Raw genomic sequence first — 24,473 nt, forward strand, 5'->3', positions numbered from 1 at the left:
CAAACCCAGGTTTGCGCGAACAATCACATAAAAATACAATCTGACATTTCAGAGAGTTAGATTATGTTGATCGGCTATGCGCGAGTATCTACCGGGGATCAAAACCTAGATTTACAGAAAAACGCATTAGAACGTGCAGAATGTGAGCTGATATTTGAAGATACGGCGTCGGGCAAAAATGCCAAGCGACCGGGGCTGCGGCGTGCAATGCGCAGATTAAAACGTGGCGATACGTTAGTAGTCTGGAAACTCGATCGGCTGGGGCGTAGCGTCCGCGACCTCATAACCATGGTTTCAGATTTACAATCACGCGGCATTCATTTTCGATCACTGACTGATAGCATTGACACATCAACTCCCGCCGGCCGCTTCTTCTTCCATGTGATGTCAGCACTGGCAGAAATGGAACGCGAATTAATCGTTGAACGCACACGCGCTGGATTAGCTGCGGCGAGAGAACAGGGGAGGATAGGTGGCAGGCGTCCAGTCATGACACCGGATGTTATCGAGCATGCACGGTTAATGTTGCAGAATGGCGCGACACGGCAGCAAATCGCTAATGTTTGTGGTGTGACGGTGAAAACGATTTATAAATATTTTCCCGTTGGATCATAGCGCCTCACATCATCGTTGAGTGCATCTTCGAGTGTATCGACCTAGTCAATGATACTATTTATTAAGAGCGATATGCCATAGACCACGATAGTTATCGTACATCCATTTTCCAACCAAAACTTTTCCATCATCGAACCGATGAAGAGTTGCTTTACTGTTCCGTCCATCGTTCCCTGTCAGTTCAAAATGACCAGGTGATCTTTCAGGCCCGACATATGTGATTCTCTCACCGTCACGGATGTAAGAAACTTCAATAATTCCATTACTGATCGAAACAGAACACTGTTCATCGGTACAAGCCGGAGCATCATTGTAATAGAGTGTGTCCATTTTGCTGTTCTTATAAAGTTCCATGTCTTAGTCCATATAGAAGTTATTTATTCATAAATAGAGTATTGGTAAGTTGAATGGTTTATTGATAAATCAGCGTTACCTCTTGCGATAACATACCATACGCGCTAAATTCCAGAAAGATACCAAGCCTCGCCTTAAAAGCGGGGCTTTTTTGTTTTCTGTTTCAGGATAACCCATGGCGATTATTGATATCACAACGATGCGCGGTGAAATGCCTCGCGTTGTACCTCACCTATTGCCTGAATCTAACGCGACATTGGCGGAGAATTGTCATTTCCGGCATGGCGTCATCACGCCGATGCTCGATGATGCCGATCAGAAAAAGGCGTTTTTATTCAAGCCGAAAACCATTTTTCGCTATCGGGGCGACTTTTGGTTTGCCTGGAATAAGATTGTCGATGTGATTCGCAGCCCTGTAGCCAATGATGACTATGGGCGAGTCTATTATACGGATGGTGAGTTTCCGAAAGTTACTTCCGCACAGATTGCGACGGGCGGCAACGGCAATTATCCCTCGGCATTTTTTCGTCTCGGCGTTCCGGTACCGGCTAATCCGATCGTGATCGGTACCGTCACTCCACCGGCTGACGTTGAAGAAGACGATCCAACGGATGATGAAACACGCTTCTACACAGAAACCTATGTGACGGCCTATGGGGAGGAAGGGGCTCCGGGGCCAGCTTCTGCTGAGTTGACGATAAAATATTCTGGCAGTTCGGTTGAGCTACGTTTACAACCGCCTGGTCAGCAAAACAATAACATCACAAAACGTCGAGTTTATCGATCTGCGACAAGTAGTGAATCGGCTGATTTCTTACTGGTGGCCGAACTGGATATTGCCGTTGGCGTGTTTGTTGACGATCTGTCAGATGCCCAGCTTAGCGCTTCCCTAGAGACTTACGATTATTACATGCCACCGGATGGCATGGTTGGCTTGTGCATGATGTCCAACGGTATTGCAGCCGGATTTAAGGGCAATCAGGTGATGTTCAGTGAAGCCTATTTGCCTTACGCATGGAAAGACAGCAACAAGCAGACCACGCAGGATGATGTTGTAGCGATCGCTCCAGTTGGCACAACATTAGTTGTCGGCACGAAAGGCATCCCTTATATCTTCTCCGGTATCACACCATCAAATATCACATCAACACATTCTCTGATTGCTTTGTCCTGCGTATCGCGAGAAAGCATGGTAACGATGGATGGATTTGCGTTGTATGCATCGCCTAACGGGTTAGTTTCGGTTAGTGCTGCGGGGGCAGCGGAGATTGCCACAGCGAATATTATTGAGGCCAAACAGTGGCGTAAGCAGTTTAATCCTTCGACTATTCGTGCATGGCGCGTGGAAAATGAATATCTTGCGCTGTATGACACAGATAACGGCGTAGCAGGTTTTATCTTCGACCCAGTCGGCATGGATATTCGTCATTTCACCACACCATTTGATTCGGCTTATAACGACCCTGCAGGCGATACGCTTTACATCATCAAAGAGCGGCAACTCTACACGCTGAATGATGGTCCGTTAAACCTGAACACACGTTGGCGCTCAAAGCTATATTTAGCACCGGCCAACACCGCATTCTCATGCTTGAGAGTCATGAGTGATGCATTAGCGCATGTCGGGGTCATTCTTCATGTTGATGGCCGATCAGTTCTGCACCTGCCACCAGGTAGCCTCAGAGAGCCATTATTAAAACTTCCATCGCTGAGTGGTAAACGCTGGCAAATAGAAGTTTATGGTAGCGTTCAAATAGACCGTATCACATTGACTACATCGATGCAGGAGATGCCTGCATGAGTGCTAAATTCAGAGCCGGTAAGGATCAGTCCACAGTATTAGAAAATATAGAAACGCTGACGGGCCAGCGCGGTGACGGGCGTAATCGTGCGGTGACGTATGGCGAGTTAGCCAATCTTGGGCTGGCAAACTTGCGACAACTGGGCGGCGGTAAGGTTACGTTGACGCCGGGTAATGGTTCGGGGGGCTCTAATTCTGGTGGTGGCGTACAAAAGCCAACTAAACCGACGAACTTTAAGGCAACAGGTGGGTTTGCTTACGTGCTGCTTGAGTGGGATATGCCTAACTATCGCGGTCGCTCGCTGACAGAAATCTATCGCTCTCATGAAGATAATCTGGCAAATGCAGTGTTGATCGCCAGTTCTGCCGCAGGGGTCTACGGTGACCCCGTCGATCCCGACTGGGAAGGATATTACTGGATACGACACGTTAATTCGTTGGGCGATCCGGGGGCGTTTAATGATTCAAAAGGTACGTATGCGAAAACACATCCCGATCCTGCCGCCATCATTGAAGTTATTCAGGAGCAACTAAACGAGTCTCCGTTAATCAAATCTCTTAATGAAGACATAGAAACGAATCGGGAAAATATTGGACATGTTGATTCACGAATAAAAACATTATCGAACACGGTTAATGATCAAAACAAAGCGATGGCAAAGCGGGTAACCGATGTTGAAACGTCATCAGAAACCAATGCGTCAGCAGTCAGGGAATTATCGCAGTCGGTATCCGAGCGGTTTTCATCATCAGCAGAACGCATTGAAAAAGTTGAAGCAACGACCAAAGAAAATAGCTCGGCAGTGCAAGTAAACGCAAAAGCGATTACTGAGATTGATAAAAATGGTTCCGAAGCATATCAGGCGATGTGGAGTGCGAAAGCACAGGCTGGGGATATCTCTGTAGGCATTGGTATCGTTGCGGGTAAAGATGCGAGTGGTCATGTGGTTTCTCAGGTAGCCGTCGCCGCCAATCAGTTCTTTATTTACGATCCCAATAATCCTAATGACAAAAATACGTATGCCATACCTTTTGCGGTCGTTGATGGCAAAGTAGTGATTGATGAACTGATTGCTAGAGAGGCTGTGATCAAGATATTGGCTGCACAAGAAATTACTGCTGACAAAGTGAAAGCAGGAGTTGAAATTGTTTCTCCATATATAAAAACAGCGCGTATTGAGAGTGGTAATTTTACTGTTGATCAGAACGGTAATATGACGGCTAAAAATGCAAAAGTTGAGGGTGAAATAACCGCTACTTCTGGATCGTTCTCTGGAACTGTTGATGCAAAGGATGGGGTATTTCGTGGAACAGTTTATGCTAAAGATGGAGAGTTTAGAGGGAAAGTTTATGTCGAAGATTTGCAAGGGGATATTGTTAAACCAACAATACATACTATTGGTTCTGAAACTGTGGTAACAGCCCAGCCCTTTATAAGGCGAATTTTTTCTTCTCCGGTTGTACTTGCAACTAATGCTAACAATGGCGGCGTAAATATTTACTTTAATGGAAATAATGTTATGTCTGCTTCAGGAGGTGGTGGGAGAAATAATAATGCGATAGCAATAGGCACAATTCCAGCTAATGAAGAGTTAATAATAACAAGTAATCGCTGGGGCGATTCTCCATCACAAGTTGTGTTCACAGTAATGAAGTTTTAATGATTAAGTTGAGTTTAACATATGTCGGAAATATTGGCCGAGTTACTTAACCGAGTTTCTATAGAAAGCAGAGAACCAAATTTAATAGCCAACATCCAGAGCGCCTGCCGTAAAAAGCAGGCGTTTTGCTTTGGGACGGATGATACGCGAATTGTTCTTCGACCTCGAAGCTATTACGGCATTCCGTATGTAGTGGTGTGGCTAGGTGTCAGCACAAGAAAAGATGCATTGGCCTACTGGCTCCCTCACGTTCGGGAGTTAACGCGTATGGCAGGTGGGCGTTGGGCTGAATTCTACACGGTAAGAAAAGGGTTCATCCGGGTGGCGCGGCGGCTTGGATTTGAGCGTTTACCTGATGAGTTTGGGTTAATGAAATTCAAAATATCGGTGTGAGGTAAAAAATGGGCAAAGGTGGCGGTGGAAGTACAGAGGTAAAGGAAACATCGCAACAACGTGCGGCGGCGGACGTTGCGCGGCAGCAGTGGGATCTCTATCAGAACGAGTTGAAGCCCTATGAAAATATATTCATGGATAAAGTCGATGGGCTTAACGATCAGCAGAAATACGACGGCATTGCTGGTGATGTCAACCTGGGGTATCAGCAAGCATTTGGGCAGGTTCGGCGACAGGCTTCAGATGGCCTTACCTCTGCGGGTGTCGATCCGAGTAGTGGCAAATTTCAGTCGACGCTGAATGATGTTGCAACCGATCAAGTCTCCGGCACGATTGATGCGACAAATCGTTCTCAAACAGACCAGCAAAATAAGTATGTTGCTGGCTTACAAGATATTCAGGCTATGGGGTCGGGGCAGAAAGCGGAGGCGTTACAAGGCTTTCAAAGCATCGCTGCCGCATCACAGCGAAAAGCGGTATCTGACGCAGAATCATCCTTAGCAAAACAACAATCAAAGCAAGCATTGACTGGCGCGGTTGGTGGCGCATTAGCAAGCTATGGATTGTCCAGCTTATCGAAGAAAACGCCAGCTCCAACGGGAGGCGGCTCCAATGGTGTGTTTGGCGTATCAGATACGCCATTCATGAGCACAAACTTTAGAGGTATCGGGGGATAGGATGGGATACGCATCGGATACGTTTGCTGACGTTACGCGCAAACAATACGCAGACTGGCAACAGCGCTATTACCCAAAGTTGCAGAGTCTAATGGAGCTATCGACCAGTGGCCAGCTTATGAATAACCAACTGGCGCGGGCAGATGCCACACAGCAACAGGCGTTGAATACGGCTACGGTTGGCTCGGCTAATCAGCAGGCTCGATATGGAGCAACTCAGCAAACCAATCAAAGCGATAACGGCTTAGGGCTGAAGTCTGCACTTGCCACCGCTGGGGCGAAAAACGGTATTCGCGATGCGGAAACCGATCGGCAAATGAGCATCTTGACGGGTGGTTCGACTGGGTTGCGCGAACTACTCAACATCGGGAGTGAAACATAATGGGTTACGGGTTAATTGATATTGCGGCTCAAACGCGGCAACAGGCAATGCAAGGTATGCAACAGGATGCTGAGCTTGAACAACAGCGCGAAGCAGCTAATGAGTCGTTAAAGGCACAGCAGAAAGCTGCTGCAAATCAGATGAAAGGTTCAATGGCGGGAATGGGTGCAGCTGGCGGAGCGGCGATCGGCGCAAGTTACGGAACTTGGGGCGGTCCAATTGGTATGGGGATAGGCGCTGCTGTTGGGTTGATCGCGGGATCATTATTTTCGTAATTGGGGGAATTATGGCGGATTTAAGGGGTGCGGCAGAAGGTTTTCTGGCCGGATTTAATACAATGGATGGTGCGTTACAACGCAGAGAGGAATCAGAGTTGCGGCGGTTAATGATGGACCGGCAACAGCAGAATGATGATCGTCGGTTTGGATTAGCTCAGGCGCAATTTGATAACAGTAAAGAAACGGGTTTACGTGATTTTCAGAGGCAGGTTGAGCGGGATAAAGTCGGTGATCAGCAGTGGGGGCTAACGCATACGCTAAATGCTAAAAACGCCGATCGCTCATACGCACTACAAGCTCAAAGCAACAACCTCGCACAACGACGGCTTGATTTTCAGATGAATGAACAGAAGCGGCAACAGCGAATTCAGGATGAAATGCCAGTTATCAAAATGTTCTACGATCAACTGGATAAAACCGGGAATGTTGATCCCGAATTAATCAATCAAATCTCGGCTGATAGCCCAATGCATCCTAAGCGTTTTATTGGTGAACAGGCTCTTAAGAATGTTGCAGAAATTAACCGTATTATGCCTGCAGTCCTCAATGGTGATATGGACTATAACGATCCGGCAGCGATCAGTGTGATGAATAATGTACTATCTGTACGTATACAGCGAGGGATTGGTGATAAAGACCCTGAGACGGGTAAAACAATTAAGGCAAAGGCGCTAGGACATATCGGATTAACAGAAGATGGTCAGGGCGTCATTCCAACGCTGAAAGTTACGTATACGGATGGTTCTACTGCACTCAAACCTATGACCCGTTTTGGTTCAACGGATCCGAATGACACCATTGCACCAATCGCGTTGCCTCGACTTATGGAAGAGGTCCGAGGTTACAGTCAGATGGTAGGCCAACTAAATTACGGTGGTCGTGCGAAATTCCTTAATGACATGGTTAATCCGCCAGATAAGGCGGCAGTACGTGAAGAAGCAAAAGGGCTGCGCAAAGACTTGCTGGATGTACGCAAGGCGAAAGCGGAAGCATTGGCTGATCCGATGGCACAAGACCCACAGGTAGCCGCCGGAATTAATGCTCAATATGACCGGTTGGAACAGCAGGTGATGGAGTCGTATGGGCAATCCACAACTCAAAGTGCTGAACAGGACCCCGCATTCCAAGCTTTTGCGCAAGAGTATCAACAGCAGTTTGGTGAGGCGCCTGATCCGAAAAACCCTGAAGATATGGCGTTTTTTGCTCAGTATAAAAAGTCAGCATCAGGGGCCAAGGTGCCACAGGGACAAAAGCCAGCATCGCAAAATAATGATTCTGCTATTGCTAACCAGCTACGTGAACGTAATCAACCTGCGCCGCCAGCATACCCGCCATATTATACTGGGAAGTAACAGAATAGGCGCATTGCTGCGCCTAATGCGATTAACGACCACCAGGGCGAGAGTCAGCAGAACGCCCGCCGCAGCGTGAACCATCGGCTGCTGTATCTGAATCGTGCTGGCAGCGCCCAGAACCAGCCATCACTTGAAATGATGATCCCAGAGTCAGCATTACGAAAAGCAAAGCAAATACTTTTTTCATTAATAAATCCTTGCGTGTGTAGTCCGCCAAAATAGCGGCGATATGAGCGTAGACACCTATCTCAATAAAATAAAGGGAGTATCTGGCTGTTTTTATTCTTTATTGATGTGTGGCATAAATTGCACCACTTCCTTCTGAACTCAATACGCGCTAAATTCCCCAAAGATACCGAGTTACGCCCTAAAAAGCGGACTCGGTTTTTTTATGTCCAAATTTTGGAGTCAGTATGGCTTACGATCCACAACAGCAACGCCCGGAAGAGCAAGTGACAAATGGCAACCGTGAAGCGCTTAATATCCGGCAACCTAATGAATCTAGCGGTTCTGGTTTTGATTGGGGACAAGTTAAAGCGGCTCGTGAAGCAGCTGGGCGCAAAACAGCATTGAAAGATCCTAGTGTTACCCTAGGCGATATCGGTAAGTCCATTGTCGCTGCGCCGCTCGATATGATTAACGCCGGTAGTGAGATGTTTCGTGCCGGTAACCAGTTTCTCGACCAAAAAGCCGCCGAGACAGCGGCAGAAAACCCTAATCCGCTTGGCCTTAGCAATGAAATGATGCAGGTGATGCGTGATAACGCAGGCAATCCTTTATCATCCGTTGGTAATGCGGCGATCGAAAAAGTTGGTGATCTGGCTGGTAGCGCCTCAAAAGCAATCAAAGATACTTATAGTGATGGCGCTAAAGAAGCCGCATCAATGCAATTTGTTGAGCGTGATAAGGATGGAAATTTTAAAGCAGGAGAAGGGTTATTTGATAAAGATGCCTGGTTAATTAATGCTGTTCCAACTATTGCCCAACTCATTACTGCTGGTGGGGTATCGCGTTTAGGGGCAAATGCTACGCGAGAAATGGCAGAACGAGCAGCCTTTAACCGGCTGAGCAAAACGATGCCGGAAGAAGCCGCTCGGCAGATTGCGAAAGAAACCGCAGATCGTGCCGCTGCTGTAGCGGGGAAAACGGCATTCGTTGGCACCATGACCGGAACGGCTCAAGGTCAGGGCGGTATTGATATGCGTGAGCAGATTAATAGCTTGCCGTTCAATGAGCTAATGGAAAGTTCTACCTTCCAGTCGGCATTTAGTTCTATCGACACTGACCCAAACAACAGCGGTTTGTCCGATACCCAAAAATTAGAACTGGCCAGAAATCAGGTAGCAGACCAAGCGGCCAGTGCGGTGACCGCCGATCCTCGTTTGTTAGCCATTAATATAGCGGCGTCAACACTAGGGGATCATACGTTGCTGAAGTTGCTGTCTGGCAAAGCAGCTACTTCCGGTATTTTATCAGGAATGGCTACGGGGGCGACCGCAGAGGGGGTTACTGAGTTTGCTCAAGGGGCAAGTCAGCGTTACGTACAAAACCGACAGCTTATTGATAAAGCCGGACAGGATATTGACCCGATGAAGGATGTTGTTCAAGTTGGGGCAAACAATGCTGTTGTCGGTATGGGAATGGGGGGAACAATTGGCGCCGTGGGTGGTATTCGTGGACGACGAACCAGCCAACAACCGGAACCAGCGCAGAACGATACGCCTTCTGATGGAGGTCCCCAGACAGCACAGGTTGATGTACCCGAATGGCAGTCAACCGGGCAAGAATCCCCCGATGGTAACGGTTCATCTATCCCTGTAGTCAAAATGGGGGATGATTCACCACCTCCTGGCTATACGGGCGAATGGCGTGATGGTGGTCCTGTGATTTCTGTTACTAGCGGTGCAGATAACCCACAGTTCAATCCCGATAACGTTTCTGGAACGCCACAAAGCCGTATTGATGAATTCCGTGATACGCCTGCCTACCTCCGACAAGATCCGCGCATTCAGGGATTTGCCGAAGACAGTGACGTGCAGCAGGCACTTGCAGAGCAACAAGATTCACCTACCGCTGAACAACTTATTCGCCAGCAGATTGAGCAAGGCGATCAGGGCTATTCACCGCAAGAACTGGAGGCGTTAGAGCAGGCTGAAAGAATTATCGCCGCACGTCGTCCACGCCTCCCCGCTCCGGGGCAAACATCTGTGATCGCTATGCCAGGCGAGATTCGATCGCCTGTAAATGATGAATCACAAGCAGGAACCGGCCCACAGTTTGACGGTGGTCAACAAGTGAAAGGGCAGCAATTTATCCCTGCCGAACGTGAGAGTGTTGATCGTCGTGAAGTCGGCCGCGCCAATCAAACGTATGACGGTGAAGTCACTCCCAGTAATTCAATTGAAGATAAGAACATTATTTTTGCTGGTTCGCCGACTATTGATGAAGGGCAGACGGCGCAGCCGCCGCAGTTTACTGAGGGGGAAACTCGTACTCAGCGGCAGAATCGGGAATTTACAGATGCTATGGGAGCCAGTGATCCATCCATTGCTCTGCCCGATAATCGCCAGCGAGCTGGCAATGTCCCTATTGATGCTCAGACAGAAGCCTATGCCCGTGGCGAACCGGTCGGGCAATTGAAGTTTTATTATAAAGATCGACCATTCTCTAGCGAGTACCTGGCGGAGCGTTCCAAGTGGGGCAAGATGCCAGGGGCTACAGTAGAAAAGGTTGATGGCGGTTATGCGGTGCGATTACCTTCAGATGTTCCGCGTCCTACTACAGTTGAGCAACCTGTTGGACGACAAGACGACGGTGAAATCAATCACCGTGGTTATCCACTCTTTCCTGTTGACGCAACGCGCCGCGATACGGGCAAGAAAGTAAAGGCTTGGGCGGTTCAGGCACAACCCAATAGCCCAATCAAGATGGCACCGAAACTTTTTGATACTCGTGAGGAGGCGATATCTTACGCTGATCGACTGGCCGATCGGGATGAAAGCAATGCAATATCCCGCACCAAGCATGAAGCGGAACGCAAAGAGAAAGATACGGCTGAGGCAACGAAACGGGCACCCATTGACGAGTTTCTTGATGCTCAGACTTTCAGCCCCATGCAACGCGGGAAAGCTGATAAAACGTTACAGGAAATGGTTCACTATACTGAGTTTGATCGCCCAGTGACGAGATCTGAAGCCGTTCAGCGTATGGTGGATCGTGGATGGCATCCAGAAAACGTGCAGAAAACATCTGGCGATGGAAAGTCAAAGACGTTGTACCGGATTGTTTCTGATGATGGCGATCTCTATAACGTGACAAAGACGGAGCATGATTTTGCCGCTCATCTGATTGCCAAACGAGACATGCAGAATAATCAGCATGAACGCATCAGCGATTTTGGTGAAGAGCTGCAGGGGGCGGCAAAACATCGCTGGGGGCAATTTTCTCGCGCCATGGAAGAGCATTCTAGTCCTGACGATATCCGTTCTCAGCCATTATCAAAAGTGTTTCCGCATCCTGAATACGAAAAAATGGCAGATGGAGGGATCGGTAGTGACGTATTGGCATCGTTGGCGGTACTGCGTGCCCAGATCCCGAATAAACCTAGTACACAATATCGCCTTACTTCATGGTCGAACACGGTATCTAGTGTTAAGTCTGTTGCTGGTGACTTATTGAATGGGCGAGTATCTTTTGATGACTTCCGCAGCAATATGCGCTCAAGACCACATTTATCGAAAGTGGCGGATACCATCGATTTGGTTTCTCAATTTAAACCGAGTCAAATGAAAGATGCAGCAAAGTATCGCATTAACTCTGCGCATTACTCTATGTATGAAGGGAAATCGTATCCACAGGGTAAGACTGTTTATGAGTTGGAAACAGCGAATGGACAATCTATTCGCGGGATGAATGCTGATACGCTGGCAGATCTCCTGCCAAAAGCAAAAGCCTATATTGAACAGCAGATCAACGTACCTTCAACCGAAGGAAGCGCCAAACAGTCGAAAATCGAAATTTTCCGGCGTCGTGCCGATGGTCAAATTTTCCTTGGTTATAAAGGCAGTACACGTGTACTACCGTTAAAAGCTGGGTTTAAAAATAACTCAGAAGCACGTGAGTATCTGAACGGTAATCGCCCAGAGTTAGAAGCGAAGCTTGAGAAACTCCGTAAAATTTCCCGTGACGAGCAGCGTAACCCTGAGAATCAGAAACGAGTCGGGCCAGAACGACGTAACGGTAATGTTACGCCGGAACAGTTTGGTAATGAGTTTGGTTTTCGTGGCGTTCAGTTCGGTAATTACGTCGAAGGTCCCCGGCGACAGGCTGACCTTAACGATGCTTTCGATGCGCTGAGTGATATGGCTGAAGTTATCGGCCTTCCTACTAAAGCGTTGTCGTTAAATGGTGAACTTGGACTTGCGTTTGGTGCGCGAGGCCGTGGCGGCTCCAATAGCGCGAAGGCGCACTATGAACCAGGTGAAGTGGTTATCAACCTCACTAAAGGAAAAGGAGCTGGCTCGTTGGCTCATGAGTGGTTCCATGCGCTTGATAACTATTTCGGCCAGGCGGATCGAAATGGTTACGAAAATAAGGGACGTGGAGATAGCTTCATGTCATCAACATTGCGGCGCGGTAGCGTAATGAAAGATGGTAAGTTGGTCGCAGCGCCTTACCCAGTTAGGACGGAAGTTTATGCCGCATTTGGCGATGCCGTTGAAGCCGTGCGGAACAGTGGTATGGTTGGGCGCTCATTAACGCTAGATGGCGTTCGCAGTAAACCGTACTGGTCTACGGTGACCGAGTTATCAGCGCGAGCCTTTGAACGCTATGTTCAGGATAAGGCTTCAAGTAAAGGGATCAGCAATGACTATCTGGTCAATATCCGCAAAGCTGATGAACATACCGATCCAGAAAGTTACGCCTACCCAACAAAAGATGAACTGGACGGTGGGATCCGGAAAGCGTTCGATAAGCTTCTCCGAACACTAAAAACCAGAGAAACCGATAAGGGAACAGCTTTATATTCCCGCAACAACGCCTCCAAATCTGGGGGCGTTGTTGTTTCTGCCACTGATATCGGTAATGGCAACATCATTCACGATGGTAGTTTTAGCCGTGATGGTAGCAAGCCTGAAACGGGTATGTTGCGCGACCGCGTACAGCTTGCAGCGGACGGCTTTGTTTCCCATCTGAACGGCGCGGCCAAGATTAAGGTGAAAGCGGTGCAGACGCAGGCCGAAGCTGCTGCGATGATGCCTAACGGAATTCCTGCAGAATTCGGCACAGTTCATGCTATTTACCAGCCGGAGCTGAGCCGTGTGATTGTCATTGCAGACAACATCGCAAACGCCCGTGAACTGCGTGCCAAGCTGCGTCATGAAGTGATTGCGCACCATGGCTTAGCGTCAGTAATCGGTGACGTGGAATACGACCGCATCATGCGGGTGTTACATGCTACCCGCAACAGCACAAACAAAACCATTCAAGACGTTTGGCGGCAAGTAGAGCAATCCTACGGACAGGAGTCATTGGAAACGCAAGCCAATGAGTTTCTGGCACATATGGCCGAACGCACGGAACTAACTGGGGTAGGGGCTGCATGGGATCGGTTTGTTGCGATGCTGACGGCTGCGTTACGACGGGCGGGTATCATCAGCCCGAATACCAATGTCACTCCTGCTGAGATCCGCGGCATCTTGCGCACCATCACCGGGCGGTTCCAGAAGACGGCCATGTACGCCAATGAACAGCCAGGTACTCGTGCGTATGAAGATACGTTCTCGCGTGCCGATGCGCTTTATTCCCAGAGCAACGATAACGTTGATCCGCTGAAGCCACTACCACAAGAAGCGAATCAGTACCGTGCCGATCTTGATCACGCTATGCGGTCGCTGAAGTCTGGTGATGTGTCGGTGAAATTAGGCAGAACACCACCTGTGTTGAGGGCGTTGGGTGCGCCTAATCTGGATATGTTTATTAACCGTGATACCGTGCGCAAAGCCACCAATGGGGTGAAGCATGATGTGCCTTTATCGGTGATCGAGAATCTTCCTGAACTTATGCACGATCCCATCGCTGTATATCGCTCAGCCACACAGGATAATGCGGTCGTTGTTTTGCTTGAAGCAAATGATATGAACGGAAATCCTGTTGTTTCAGCGGTCCATATGAGCGCAGCGCAGCGACGTATCGAGGTAAATAGGATTGCTTCGGTTTATGGAACAGAGGAAGGCAAGAAGATCAAAACCATGGAGAGGGAAGGTCTAACTTTATATCGTCGCAAAAAAGAAAACCCTGATAACCCTCATTCGCAGGGGCTCCAATTGCCCAAGGAGGAGCGTTCTTATCAGGGTTTAGACTCTGCCAGTCGCCGATACTCACAGGGGCTTCAATTGCCCAAGGAGGGCGACCCCGCAGAATCAAGTAAAAATATACTCTCTTCCTCTGATATCCGCAAGAACAAGACGCTGTACTCACGCTCTGGTGATCCAGCAATGGATGCTGAAACCAGCCGTAAAATGGGCTTCAACGTTGAAAAGGGCTGGTTTGATAAAGCTAAAGACTTCTATCAGATGGCTGCTGACAAGGACCGATCAGAACTGAAGCAATGGTGGCAAGAAACCTTCCGCAAACTGAACACGAAAACCTTTGACGGTCTGGCACCGTTAAAATACGCAGAGGATGCGGCAGGTAAGTCTGATGCGATGGTTTCCGGCTACACAGCGGCGCGTATGGCTGCGGGGTCTGGTTCGGTGACGGCGGCAGTTCTGGAACATGGTCTGGTTCGCTATAACAAAAATGAGGGGATCACTGAGCGCCTTCCCGGCACAGATAAAGCAGATTCCTTAATGGGGATTCTGGATGGACTTGGTAACCATCGTGAAAATTTCCTCAAGTGGATCGCAGGCCACCGCTCCGAGCGCCTAATGGCAGAGGGTAAGGAGAATAACTTTACCGCTGATGAAATTACCTACATGAAGTCTCTGAATCGCGGCAATGAAAAACTGTTTGCGGATCAGAAGGTAAAATACGATGCGTTCATCAAGTCTATTATCGACCTGCAGCAGGATATGGGGCTGATTGATCCTGAGAGTCGGGCAACATGGGAGGATGCCTGGTATCTGCCTTACTATCGTGAAGCGGAAAATGGTGAAACACATGGTCCGTGGACGACTCGCGGCATTGCCAACCAGAGCAGCACGATCCGCAAGTTGAAAGGTAGCGAGCTCACCATTAAAGACCCGATTGAAAACCTGTTCAACTATGTTGCCAAATCAGTTGATGCGTCGATGAAGAATGAGGCTATGCGCCGTTCTGTCACGAATCTGGCTGATACGGATATGCTGGAAGCCATTGATAGTCCGAACAAGATGGACTATCAGCGCATTGGGAAAAACGTGGTTAAGGTTTACATGGATGGACAAGAACACTTGGTTCAAGTTAACGATCCCGACCTTTACCGTGCCTTCACGATGATCGACTTGGAGCGTAGTAACTCTCTATTTATGCGTGCTGCACGGCAGGCAAAGCGAGTGTTAACCATCGGCACCACCTCTATGCCAGACTTTATTATCCGTAACTTTATGCGTGATGCCGTCCATTCTTGGGCGATTAATAAAGACGGGTTCAAACCTGTGATTTCCTCATGGCAGGGACTAAAGAAAGCCATGCGCACCGATGATACGTTGATAGACATGATGTTTGCTGGTGCGACATTTGGTGGTGGTTATTCCAACGTTTACGATCCAGCAGGCACGGCTTCCAATATTCGTAGAGTGCTGCGTCGGAAAGGATACAGCGATAGCCAAATCAGTGAATTTGAGTCATCAATTGTGCGAAGCAGCAAAGAGGTGATGGATAAAATCGGGGCTGGACTGGAGAAATACAGGAAGATTAGTGAAGGGGCAGAGAATGCTAACCGTATTGCTACTTATGATGCGGCAATTAAGGCGGGCAAGAGTAAAGCGCAGGCTGCTTTTGAATCTCGGGATTTAATGGATTTCAGCATGATGGGGGCCAGCAATTTGATGATTAACCTCAGTGATATGTTGCCGTTCTTTAATGCAAGGATGCAGGGGTTAAGTAAACTGAGTCGAGCAATTAAAGATAATCCCCAAGAGGTACTAAAACGAAGTGGTTACATCATGGCTGCGTCATTGGCGTTGTTGGCATTTAATTGGGAGCGGAAAGAATATGAAGAATTGCCTGATTGGGATAAAGACGCCTATTGGCATGTCTGGTTGCCTGGCGGTCAGCATATTCGTTTCCCGAAACCATTCGAGATAGGTTTACTTTCGGCAACGATACCTGAACGTTTTGTTCGTGCATTGGGTGGAAAAGATAGTCCTGTAAAGTTTGGAAAGTTAATGGCCCATAATTTCATGGAAACCATGGCGTTTAATCCTATACCGCAAGTAGCGATGCCAATTGCTGAAGCTTATGTTAATTACGATTTCTTCAAAGGTGGACCGATCGAGAACATGGCAGACAAGAACGTCATTGCCGGAGCCAGATTTAACGATCAAACCAGCCTGATCATGCGTGAAATTGGTGAAGCAACCAATCTGTCACCTAAAATGCTGGATCATATTATTACCGGATATACCGGCACGCTGGGTTCATACATCCTCGGCGCGACTAACATTATCATGCGTAATATGGGCGATAATGGCGCGTCTCCATCTCTGCGACTGGATGAAATGCCTGTCATTAAAGCGTTCGCCCGTGGTGCCGATCCTGCGAAATCGACTCAATTTACTGAGGATTTTTATCGCATGATGACGGAGGTCAACCAGATTAACAGCACGATAAACTCCTATCGCAAACAGGGGCGTCAGGATGATGCCAACGAGCTGTTGCAGGATAACCGGGCGGTGCTATCGCAGCGTAAGGCATTTACTGCAACGCAAAAGCAGGTGAAACAACTTAATGACCAAATTGAGCTGACCCGGATTGATCGTATCTTAACGGCAGACCAGAAGCGGGAACGTATTGATCGCCTAATGGCAAAACGGAATATGCTGGTTCAGCAGACGGTAAAACGTGTACACCCGTATTTTGAGCGATAGTGTCATTTCAACCAGTTTCTGATAACGACTAAGAGAGCCAGGAGAAACAGAAAACCGGTAATGCCGAGAATGATGCTGGTATTACTATCCAGATCCATTCGACACTTACCGGTTATCAGGAGCGCAGCGATGATAAATGGGACTGAAAATACTGGGTGAATGGTCACCATAACGGCTGCCAGAATTAGGCAGATAATGAAGGCTACAGATGGCATATTTATCCTTAAATTAGGGGCAAAAAAAGGGGCAAAACAGGAAGAAAAGGGCAAAAAAGGGGCAAATTATTGGGTGGAAATGGTATCTTATGGTAATAACCTCAATTAATTAACACTCTGAAATATAAACAAAATATAGGAATTTCAGTTATTTATATTTCAGAGTGAATCTTATTAAGGTTGTATTGCTGTTTGTTGTTACGTGTTTGATTTTCAGGCATTTCAGTTTTAGTCCTACACCCAAAAGGGGCAAATGGGTTCACTGCACAATGTTAAGTATGGCGCGTATGGTACGGATTACGACGACGAATACCAGATCGTTTTGGTTCCTGGCCTCACTTTGGCGTCGTTTAAGGCAGCACGATAGCCTCAATTCCGGTATGATCGGAAAATCTTTATTTTTCCGGGTAATGTTATGAGTAAGACAACGATAGTGTTGATCGTTATCGCTATTATCGTGGGTATCGGTAGTTATTTTGGCTGGTGGTAGTATATAAAGTTTCAGTATTAAAGTGAGGACATTTTGAGATTATCGATTATCTTGACTGTCATTATTGCCCTGCTCGCTGGGGTGTTTATGTATATGAGCAACACGGCCCCACTCCCATGGGGGTGAGGCGTGATGAGAACCAGCCATACTTCAAGTTTCAGGACAAAACGTTAACGTTTTGGACAAGGCGTAGGTCGCTTGAAGTATGACGAGTGTATTAAATATCGTCCGGTGCAATATATTGTGCCGGATTCTGTCATCCACATGATTTGGGGCCAGAGAATGAAATCACACCAATGGTTATTGACTGTGGCGGTGTTGTTATTAGCAGGCTGTAGTAATGGTGAAAAAAATACGACAGAGAATAAACAGCGTGCTGAATTAAATGAAAATAAAAATTCGATCGTATTACTGAAAAGTAGCACGCCGCTGGATGTTAACTGCACATTGATTGGCGGAACGATGGCGATGTCCAGACAGTTGGATGGTGCGAATATTGGAACCTGCCAGTTGGCGAACGGCAAGCGCTGCGATGAACGTGCCGTAATGAATGGGACTTGCCCGGCCGGTTAATGAAATGATTGCGGTAGCACAACACTACCGCAGAGCGACTTAAGGGTTCAGTAAATTCGCGCAGGGATCATTCAGACTGATTTCTTTCAGGTTTTGCAGCGTGGTTTGAGAAATACTAATGAGCGCCTCTTCCGTCAGGAAGGCTTGATGTCCGGTGAACAACACGTTGTGGCATGCAGATAAGCGGCGGAAAACATCGTCCTGAATCACGTCGTTTGATTTGTCGGCAAAAAATAAATCCCGCTCATTTTCATAAACGTCCATACCTAGCGCACCGATTTTTTGCTGCTTCAATGCATCGATCGCGGCCTGTGAATCAATTAATCCGCCACGACTGGTATTAACAATCATTACGCCATTTTTCATTTGTGCGAATGCAGCCTCATCAAGCAGATGGTGATTTTCAGGCGTAAGCGGACAGTGTAATGAAATTACATCGGCGCGGGCGTAGAGGGTTTTTAGATCGACGTATTCAGCACCAAGCTCCAGAGCCTGCGGATTAGGATAAGGATCAAACGCCAGCAGATGCATACCAAATCCTTTGAGAATACGCATGGTTGCAATACCGATTTTACCCGTACCGATAACGCCTGCGGTGCGGTTATGCATATTGAAACCAATTAATCCTTCCAGCGAAAAGTTAGCGTCACGAGTTCGTTGGTAAGCGCGATGAATACGACGATTCAGGCATAACATGAGTCCAACGGCGTGTTCGGCGACGGCTTCAGGTGAATAGGCTGGCACGCGGACAACCTTAATTCCCAATTCTTTTGCTGCGTCTAAATCCACGTTGTTGAAACCCGCGCAGCGGAGCGCCAGCGTTTTTATACCTAACTGCGCCAGTTCAGTTAATACTTCTCGGCTACCATCATCATTCACAAAAATACATACTGCCTGACAGCCCATTGCCGTTTTAGCCGTACGTGATGTCAACATAAAATCAAAAAACTCGAGCTCATAGCCAAAGTGCTGATTCACCAGTTCTAAATATTTACGGTCATATTGCTTAGTGCTGTAGATTGCCAATTTCATGACGTTTTTCTCCGAAAAATCCTCAGATTAAGTTATCAGAGAATACCGAAGAGACAAACCGTTACCTGACAGCACAGTAACGGTTTGCAAGACGAAACATTGAAATTAACGGGGGAGGCTAAATACGGAAACGGCTTCTGACATCGTGGTAATTTGCTGTTCAAGACTGCTAATCGCTGCGCTGGAGTGGCTAGCTAATATTGTGTTCTGACGAGTCAGTTCATCAATATTATTGACGGCGTCATTGATCTGCCCTAATCCCTGCGATTGTTCATGGGTGGCCAGGCTGATTTGGTTGACTAGCTGCGAGACTTGCTGAACCTGCGTAAGAATATGATTCATTGACTGACTTGTGTGATTAACCAATTTATAGCTGGTATTGATATTGGTGATGGTGGTTTCGATAATGCTCGCAATATCTTTTGCCGCTTGAGCGCTGCGTTGGGATAGCGTTCGGACTTCACCGGCGACAACGGCGAAACTTCGCCCCTGGTCTCCCGCATGTGCGGCTTCGACGGCGGCGTTTAACGCCAGAATATTGGTCTGAAACGCCAGGTTATTCAATACATTGATGATTTCGGTAATTGCCTTGCTGGAGTCGGTCATTGTCACCATGTTGTCGGTTACTTGACTGACGGCCTTTTCTCCGGCATCAACCGCGGTATTTGCATCTTCTGCACAGCGTGTTGCTAACAGAGAGGCGGAGGCGTTGCTTTTTATCGTCGCGGTTAACTGTTCCATCGATGACGCCGTATTTTGCAGGCTTTGTGCCGTGTCATCGCAGCGTTGGCTTAGCGTATGGTTATCTGCGGCGATGGCGCTACATGCGCATCGTAGCTCTGACAGCTTGCTATTAACATCATCGACGAAGGTACGAAAATTCATACCAGATTGATTGACCGCCCGTAATAACATGCCTATTTCGTCAACGCGATTGAGCTGAAAATTATTGTCAGCCTGTCCAGATGCTGAATTGATTGCCTGATGCAGAATTTTTTCCAGTGGTTTCGCCAAATGCGTGACGAGTAGCTCACTGGTCACCAATGCTCCCATTAATATGACGAATAAGAGTATTAGCATGGGCGTCGACAAGGGGAGCAGTGTGAATAGCAAAAAGAGGGGAAAGACAATAAAGCAGGCAACATAACTTCTGATTCGCCAGCGTACCGGGATGATTTTAAACAGGCTAAGTAGTTTTAACGGTCCCTTATAAATCAGCAATCCTTGATATAAACGCTGGTGCTGTAGCTTGTTTTCATTCATTTTTTGGTAAAGCGTTTCAGCCTGCTGTATCTCCTGTGGTGACACTCGGGTGCGAACCGACATATAGCCCGCCACATTGCCTTCCTTCATTAATGGCGTACTACTGGCCTTAACCCAGTAGTAATCCCCATTCTTTCTGCGATTCTTGACGAGAGCCGTCCAGATTTTTCCTGCCTTAAGCGTTGCCCACATATCGGCAAAAGCCTGCGGCGGCATGTCTGGATGGCGCACGATGTTATGCGGTTGGTTGAGTATTTCGTCAAATGTATAGCCGCTGGCATGAATAAAATCATTGTTCGCATAAGTTATATGACTGGCTGGTGTAGTCACCGACATCAGCTTTGCTTTCTCATCTAATAAATACTGGATATCACTGACGGGCAGATTGTTACGCATTTATCTATCCTTTTAGTATAAGCAAGCATGAAGGTGATGTTTTCTGAACGTATTTGCTAAACAGGAAATTGGAATGCTTGTATTAATTAACGGCTAAACTTAAAGAATAGTTAACCCATAAAGGGCGAAAAATTGTTTGAAAATCGGTCAGATCAACTTAATTTGTGATGAAGGTCCCTGGAAAGCATTTAATATGCCGTTGTGTGACAAAATGAATAATTTTCACCTATGTTGCATGAACCGCGTTACTATTTAACTCACTATGTATTTAGCTATCTATTATTTCACTCTCGACCATTTAACTACCCGGTACGGGCAGTCAGATAGGGATAAGTTTTGGCGGGATCGCATCAGAATGCAAATGCACACGTTTCACGAATGATGAAAAAATACGGGTTACCCGGCGCGGTAGTAATAATACTGTTGCTGTTTCTTTTGTGGCGAGCGATGCCACAATGGTTGCCTCGTTTGGCTGGCCTATGGCTGCCAGCAGAAATGACGCTGACGCTACGTTCCACGCCGGTTTGGCATGAGCGTGGTATCCAAAGTGATGGCGTAGTGCTGACTGTCGGGACATGCCCGTTACTCGATGTGCGAAATATCACGGTCCAGCGACAGGCGGGGCGCTGGGCGGTGAATATGGATGCGCTTACGTTAAACAGTGATTGTCTGGCACATTTAACCACCGAATCTACCGATCCTCCCACCACGCTTTCCCAATGGCAACAGCGTTTGCCTGCCGTAGATATCTCAATTGGGACAATGACGCTCCAGCCCTGGCAGGCGTATGCCGGTCGAGTGCAGTTCAGCTCCGATGGCAATCAGTTGCAAACGCTGCGTTATCAGGGGGAGCAACTGACTTTTCAGGCGGAATTGAATCAACAACATCTGGTTTTGCGTGAAGGTATGTTATCAACCTCAGCGGATGGCATTCGCCTGCAATTTAATAGCGATCTTGACGTCGCAGAGGTGCCAACGTTGGCGCCTCTGCGAGGCGAATTGGAAGGACAACTGGTTTCCAGTGAAACACCCGAGCCGATTTCGTTGCGGATCCGTTGGCAAAAGCAGCAAGGGGAATTGGCGCTATTGGCAGCAGGCGAGGAGGAGCCACTTGCCTTGTTGCCATGGGTGTTGACCAGAGATCAAATTCAAGTGAGGGAAGGTGTTTGGCGCTGGCCCTATGCCGAACAACCATTGTCTGGGCGCATTGCCCTGACACTGCAAGATTGGCAACTTGGGCTGGAAAGAACGCGGATTGACGCGCGAATGAATATGCTAACGCAGGGGCATAACGGTAAGGCGAATGCCGTCTTGGTTCTGGGACCAGGGAATCTCGGGCTGATAAACAGTGCGCTACGTTTTCAATTAACCGGCCAGGCGAATTTTTCCGATCTCTCCTTAACGGCTTCACTGCCAGGCATGTTGAGCGGTTCATTATTAAATCCAGAGTTATCCATTTTACCCGGCGCATTGTTGCGTGCCTGGGGCGCATTGGGGCCACAAACCCAACTGGAGGAAGCACGATGGCCGCTTGCCGGCGTGCGGTTAAGTTCAACGGGAGTAAATGGTCGTTTACAAGCGATCGTTAAGGCTCACGATCGGTATTGGGGACGTGTCAATCTGCATCTGGATGGACAGGCGCAGGATTTCTGGCCCGATAAAGGGCAATGGCAGTGGCGCTACTGGGGACGAGGGCAACTCCCGCCGCTACAAGGCAACTGGGATGTCGCAGGTCGTGGTCACTGGCAGGATACGCTAATTGAAGTGAGCCAACTGTCGAGCGGTCTCGATCAACTCGCCTATGGCTTGGTGACGGTCCGGCAGCCGCGACTGACGATTGTTGAGCCGCTGCGCTGGCAGCGTGCGCGTTCAGGGGAACACGTGCAGGGCGCATTGCAATTGGTGTCGGAGCAGGTCAATTTTAGTCACGGTGGCTATCTGCCACCAACCTTGTTGACGCTGGGATTACAAGGCAACGATCCCGGTGATTTTATGATAAAAGGGCAGTTACAGGCGCAGAATATCGGCCCGGTCGCGTTACGCGGACGCTGGGATGGCGAGCGTTTGCGAGGGAATGCCTGGTGGCCGCGCCAGCCATTAACCGTTTTTCAGTCACTGCTTTCACCTGCATTAAAAATGAACATTCGTTCCGGGCAATTTTATGCGCAGGCGGCATTTTCTGCGGCGCAAAAGCAGGGATTTAGCGCGGGTGGGCATTGGGTGGTGGAGAACGGCGGGCTGTGGTTGCAGGATGGTGAAATCGATGGGGTGAATTTTGTGTTGCCTTATCGCCTGAATAATCAGCGTTGGGAACTGGGCGTAAAGCGACCGGTGACTTTACGGGTCGCGATGCTGGATAACCTGTTCCGTATGAGCGATATCCGTGTCGATGTGCAAGGTTACTATCCGTATAGTGAAAAGCTACCGTTAACAGTTTCTCAGGCGAGTATGGATGCGCTGGGCGGACACATCAGTCTCTCTGCATTGCGTTTACCGCAGCGTGAGGACGCGCTATTTGCAGTAAAAGGTTTGGAGCTCAGTGAATTAATTACGGCATTGAAGCTGAAACAATTTGCGATGTCTGGACGAGTCAGCGGCGTACTGCCGCTGAATGTTAATCATCCCGATATGTTGGTTCAGAAGGGAAGATTCACTAACGATCGTTTTCTGACGCTACGACTGGATAAACAACTGGCCGATGAACTGGCGAGTAAAAATCTGGCAAGCGGTGCCGCGATTAACTGGATGCGCTATCTGGAGATTGGGCGATCGTATGCAACGGTGGAGTTAAGTCGTGAAGGGGAACTGTCTCTGGTTTCTCAAATTCAGGGGAAAAACCCATTACTGAGCGCAGAACGACAGGTTATTCTCAACTATCGCCATCAGGAAAATATTTTCCAATTGTGGCGGAGTTTACGTTTTGGCGATAATTTGCAGGATTCGTTGGAGCAACAGGCAAATGAATAGATCTAGGGGAAAACCATGAGATATACCGCTGCGGTAGGCGTTGGCTGCGGTATCGTATTTTTGCTGACGGGTTGTGTACCGCGTATCGAGGTGGCTGCACCGAAAGAACCCATCACTATCAATATGAACGTTAAGATCGAACATGAAATACATATTCGAGCGGATAAGGACGCGACACAATTATTGGAGCGTTCGGACAATGCAGCAGGCGATGAATTGAAAAAGAAAAGCGCGCCTGGAGGCGCGCAATAGAACAGCCAAAGCACAAAATTAATGACAGGGTAGTCAATGATGAACGAACACGATTTATGCGGCAGCAAACTGGGATAACTGTGCTTTTGCCTCTTCCGTCGCTTTTTTAGCGACATCTGGACCGTAAGCGATACCTTCAGCGAAAACAAACTCGAGGTCGGTAATACCGATGAAGCCCAGGAACACGCGCAGGTAAGGTTCCAGCAGGTCGGTTGGTGTACCTTTATGGATCCCGCCACGGCTGGTCAGTACGATAGCGCGTTTGCCTTTCACCAAGCCTTCTGGGCCTTGTTCGGTATAACGGAAAGTCACACCGGCACGAGCAATCAGGTCAAAATAGTTTTTCAATTGCGTCGGGATATTAAAGTTGTACATTGGCGCAGCAATCACAATAACGTCGTGTGCCTGTAACTCTTCAATCAGCGTATCTGACAGCGTTAACGCTTCTTGCTGACGCGGCGTCAACGGCGCATCGGAAGGACGCAGTGCGCCAACCAGTTCACCATCAAGCACAGGGATGGGTTGAGCGGCTAAATCACGGACAGTAATGCGATCGGCAGGATGGGCCGTTTTCCACTGTGCGCTGAAGTAATCTGCCAGTTGGTTAGACTGGGAATAATCTGCCAGGATGCTTGATTTCAGAACCAAAACGTTGCTCATTGCCAATTCCTTACGTTGTTTGAGGTCGGACACCGTAT

Annotated in this window: 18 protein-coding genes; 13 read left to right on the forward strand and 5 right to left on the reverse strand. The window is 48.1% G+C overall.

The window, feature by feature from the left end:
• The first annotated feature begins 63 nt into the window (after positions 1–63).
• A complete protein-coding gene (locus ACKPVM_RS08790) occupies positions 64–615 on the forward strand; it encodes a recombinase family protein (RefSeq protein ID WP_409308662.1) in 552 nt (183 codons plus the stop codon).
• A gap of 54 nt (positions 616–669) precedes the next feature.
• Here ACKPVM_RS08790 and ACKPVM_RS08795 read toward each other — a convergent pair whose 3' ends face one another.
• Positions 670–969: an Hsp20/alpha crystallin family protein gene (locus ACKPVM_RS08795; protein ID WP_409308663.1), complete on the reverse strand. Its 300-nt coding sequence runs from the start codon at positions 967–969 to the stop codon at positions 670–672.
• Between the two features lie 175 nt (positions 970–1,144).
• Between ACKPVM_RS08795 and ACKPVM_RS08800 the strand changes: the two genes are divergently transcribed.
• Genes ACKPVM_RS08800 through ACKPVM_RS08830 form a run of 7 tightly spaced genes read left to right on the forward strand, consistent with a single transcriptional unit; the run spans position 1,145 to position 7,513 of the window.
• Complete coding sequence (locus ACKPVM_RS08800) at positions 1,145–2,770, forward strand: hypothetical protein (protein ID WP_409308664.1); 1,626 nt, start codon at positions 1,145–1,147, stop codon at positions 2,768–2,770.
• Positions 2,767–4,431: a phage tail tip fiber protein gene (locus ACKPVM_RS08805; RefSeq protein ID WP_409308665.1), complete on the forward strand. Its 1,665-nt coding sequence runs from the start codon at positions 2,767–2,769 to the stop codon at positions 4,429–4,431. The genes ACKPVM_RS08800 and ACKPVM_RS08805 overlap by 4 nt, the downstream gene beginning before the upstream one ends.
• A 21-nt stretch (positions 4,432–4,452) precedes the next feature.
• Entirely contained in the window at positions 4,453–4,824 is a 372-nt protein-coding gene (locus tag ACKPVM_RS08810; RefSeq protein ID WP_409308666.1) for a hypothetical protein, read from the forward strand.
• A gap of 8 nt (positions 4,825–4,832) precedes the next feature.
• Positions 4,833–5,501, forward strand: a complete 669-nt coding sequence (locus ACKPVM_RS08815; protein WP_409308667.1) for a hypothetical protein — start codon at positions 4,833–4,835, stop codon at positions 5,499–5,501.
• 1 nt (position 5,502) lies between these two features.
• On the forward strand, positions 5,503–5,883 hold the full coding sequence (locus ACKPVM_RS08820; protein ID WP_409308668.1) for a hypothetical protein: 381 nt from the start codon (positions 5,503–5,505) through the stop codon (positions 5,881–5,883).
• Positions 5,883–6,158 (forward strand): bacteriocin, encoded by a 276-nt coding sequence (locus ACKPVM_RS08825; protein WP_409308669.1) that lies wholly within the window; start codon positions 5,883–5,885, stop codon positions 6,156–6,158. The genes ACKPVM_RS08820 and ACKPVM_RS08825 overlap by 1 nt, the downstream gene beginning before the upstream one ends.
• 11 nt (positions 6,159–6,169) lie before the next feature.
• Positions 6,170–7,513 carry a hypothetical protein gene (locus tag ACKPVM_RS08830; protein ID WP_409308670.1) on the forward strand — a complete coding sequence of 448 codons (1,344 nt, stop codon included), beginning with the start codon at positions 6,170–6,172 and terminating at the stop codon, positions 7,511–7,513.
• Positions 7,514–7,544: 31 nt separating this feature from the next.
• On the opposite strand, the gene ACKPVM_RS08835 is transcribed toward ACKPVM_RS08830, so the two are convergent.
• Positions 7,545–7,703, reverse strand: coding sequence for a transmembrane anchored protein (locus ACKPVM_RS08835; protein WP_409308671.1), 159 nt, complete (start codon positions 7,701–7,703; stop codon positions 7,545–7,547).
• A 226-nt stretch (positions 7,704–7,929) separates the two neighbouring features.
• Between ACKPVM_RS08835 and ACKPVM_RS08840 the strand changes: the two genes are divergently transcribed.
• From ACKPVM_RS08840 to ACKPVM_RS08850, 3 genes are all read left to right on the forward strand, one after another.
• Complete coding sequence (locus tag ACKPVM_RS08840) at positions 7,930–16,587, forward strand: LPD38 domain-containing protein (protein ID WP_409308672.1); 8,658 nt, start codon at positions 7,930–7,932, stop codon at positions 16,585–16,587.
• A gap of 195 nt (positions 16,588–16,782) precedes the next feature.
• Positions 16,783–16,911, forward strand: a complete 129-nt coding sequence (locus ACKPVM_RS08845) for a hypothetical protein (RefSeq protein WP_409308673.1) — start codon at positions 16,783–16,785, stop codon at positions 16,909–16,911.
• A gap of 663 nt (positions 16,912–17,574) precedes the next feature.
• Complete coding sequence (locus ACKPVM_RS08850; protein WP_409308674.1) at positions 17,575–17,865, forward strand: putative hemolysin; 291 nt, start codon at positions 17,575–17,577, stop codon at positions 17,863–17,865.
• 39 nt (positions 17,866–17,904) lie between these two features.
• On the opposite strand, the gene ACKPVM_RS08855 is transcribed toward ACKPVM_RS08850, so the two are convergent.
• Both ACKPVM_RS08855 and ACKPVM_RS08860 read right to left on the reverse strand, forming a co-directional pair.
• Entirely contained in the window at positions 17,905–18,897 is a 993-nt protein-coding gene (locus ACKPVM_RS08855) for a 2-hydroxyacid dehydrogenase (RefSeq protein ID WP_409308675.1), read from the reverse strand.
• 105 nt (positions 18,898–19,002) lie between these two features.
• Positions 19,003–20,556, reverse strand: a complete 1,554-nt coding sequence (locus ACKPVM_RS08860) for a methyl-accepting chemotaxis protein (RefSeq protein ID WP_409308676.1) — start codon at positions 20,554–20,556, stop codon at positions 19,003–19,005.
• Positions 20,557–20,934: 378 nt separating this feature from the next.
• Between ACKPVM_RS08860 and ACKPVM_RS08865 the strand changes: the two genes are divergently transcribed.
• Both ACKPVM_RS08865 and ACKPVM_RS08870 read left to right on the forward strand, forming a co-directional pair.
• Positions 20,935–23,523 (forward strand): YdbH family protein, encoded by a 2,589-nt coding sequence (locus tag ACKPVM_RS08865; protein WP_409308677.1) that lies wholly within the window; start codon positions 20,935–20,937, stop codon positions 23,521–23,523.
• A gap of 15 nt (positions 23,524–23,538) precedes the next feature.
• On the forward strand, positions 23,539–23,775 hold the full coding sequence (locus ACKPVM_RS08870) for a YnbE family lipoprotein (protein WP_409308678.1): 237 nt from the start codon (positions 23,539–23,541) through the stop codon (positions 23,773–23,775).
• Between the two features lie 54 nt (positions 23,776–23,829).
• Here ACKPVM_RS08870 and ACKPVM_RS08875 read toward each other — a convergent pair whose 3' ends face one another.
• On the reverse strand, positions 23,830–24,435 hold the full coding sequence (locus ACKPVM_RS08875; RefSeq protein WP_409308679.1) for an FMN-dependent NADH-azoreductase: 606 nt from the start codon (positions 24,433–24,435) through the stop codon (positions 23,830–23,832).
• Positions 24,436–24,473: the final 38 nt, after the last annotated feature.

The sequence above is a fragment of the Pectobacterium hainanensis genome, from assembly GCF_046237015.1.
Lineage (GTDB): Bacteria > Pseudomonadota > Gammaproteobacteria > Enterobacterales > Enterobacteriaceae > JBJYIN01.

Excerpts from the sequence above, each read along its gene's own strand:
- ACKPVM_RS08790 (WP_409308662.1), top strand. The coding sequence starts at position 64 with ATGTTGATCGGCTATGCGCGAGTATCTACCGGGGATCAAAACCTAGAT.
- ACKPVM_RS08795 (WP_409308663.1), bottom strand. The coding sequence starts at position 969 with ATGGAACTTTATAAGAACAGCAAAATGGACACACTCTATTACAATGAT.
- ACKPVM_RS08800 (WP_409308664.1), top strand. The coding sequence starts at position 1,145 with ATGGCGATTATTGATATCACAACGATGCGCGGTGAAATGCCTCGCGTT.
- ACKPVM_RS08805 (WP_409308665.1), top strand. The coding sequence starts at position 2,767 with ATGAGTGCTAAATTCAGAGCCGGTAAGGATCAGTCCACAGTATTAGAA.
- ACKPVM_RS08810 (WP_409308666.1), top strand. The coding sequence starts at position 4,453 with ATGTCGGAAATATTGGCCGAGTTACTTAACCGAGTTTCTATAGAAAGC.
- ACKPVM_RS08815 (WP_409308667.1), top strand. The coding sequence starts at position 4,833 with ATGGGCAAAGGTGGCGGTGGAAGTACAGAGGTAAAGGAAACATCGCAA.
- ACKPVM_RS08820 (WP_409308668.1), top strand. The coding sequence starts at position 5,503 with ATGGGATACGCATCGGATACGTTTGCTGACGTTACGCGCAAACAATAC.
- ACKPVM_RS08825 (WP_409308669.1), top strand. The coding sequence starts at position 5,883 with ATGGGTTACGGGTTAATTGATATTGCGGCTCAAACGCGGCAACAGGCA.
- ACKPVM_RS08830 (WP_409308670.1), top strand. The coding sequence starts at position 6,170 with ATGGCGGATTTAAGGGGTGCGGCAGAAGGTTTTCTGGCCGGATTTAAT.
- ACKPVM_RS08835 (WP_409308671.1), bottom strand. The coding sequence starts at position 7,703 with ATGAAAAAAGTATTTGCTTTGCTTTTCGTAATGCTGACTCTGGGATCA.
- ACKPVM_RS08840 (WP_409308672.1), top strand. The coding sequence starts at position 7,930 with ATGGCTTACGATCCACAACAGCAACGCCCGGAAGAGCAAGTGACAAAT.
- ACKPVM_RS08845 (WP_409308673.1), top strand. The coding sequence starts at position 16,783 with ATGAAGGCTACAGATGGCATATTTATCCTTAAATTAGGGGCAAAAAAA.
- ACKPVM_RS08850 (WP_409308674.1), top strand. The coding sequence starts at position 17,575 with ATGAAATCACACCAATGGTTATTGACTGTGGCGGTGTTGTTATTAGCA.
- ACKPVM_RS08855 (WP_409308675.1), bottom strand. The coding sequence starts at position 18,897 with ATGAAATTGGCAATCTACAGCACTAAGCAATATGACCGTAAATATTTA.
- ACKPVM_RS08860 (WP_409308676.1), bottom strand. The coding sequence starts at position 20,556 with ATGCGTAACAATCTGCCCGTCAGTGATATCCAGTATTTATTAGATGAG.
- ACKPVM_RS08865 (WP_409308677.1), top strand. The coding sequence starts at position 20,935 with ATGATGAAAAAATACGGGTTACCCGGCGCGGTAGTAATAATACTGTTG.
- ACKPVM_RS08870 (WP_409308678.1), top strand. The coding sequence starts at position 23,539 with ATGAGATATACCGCTGCGGTAGGCGTTGGCTGCGGTATCGTATTTTTG.
- ACKPVM_RS08875 (WP_409308679.1), bottom strand. The coding sequence starts at position 24,435 with ATGAGCAACGTTTTGGTTCTGAAATCAAGCATCCTGGCAGATTATTCC.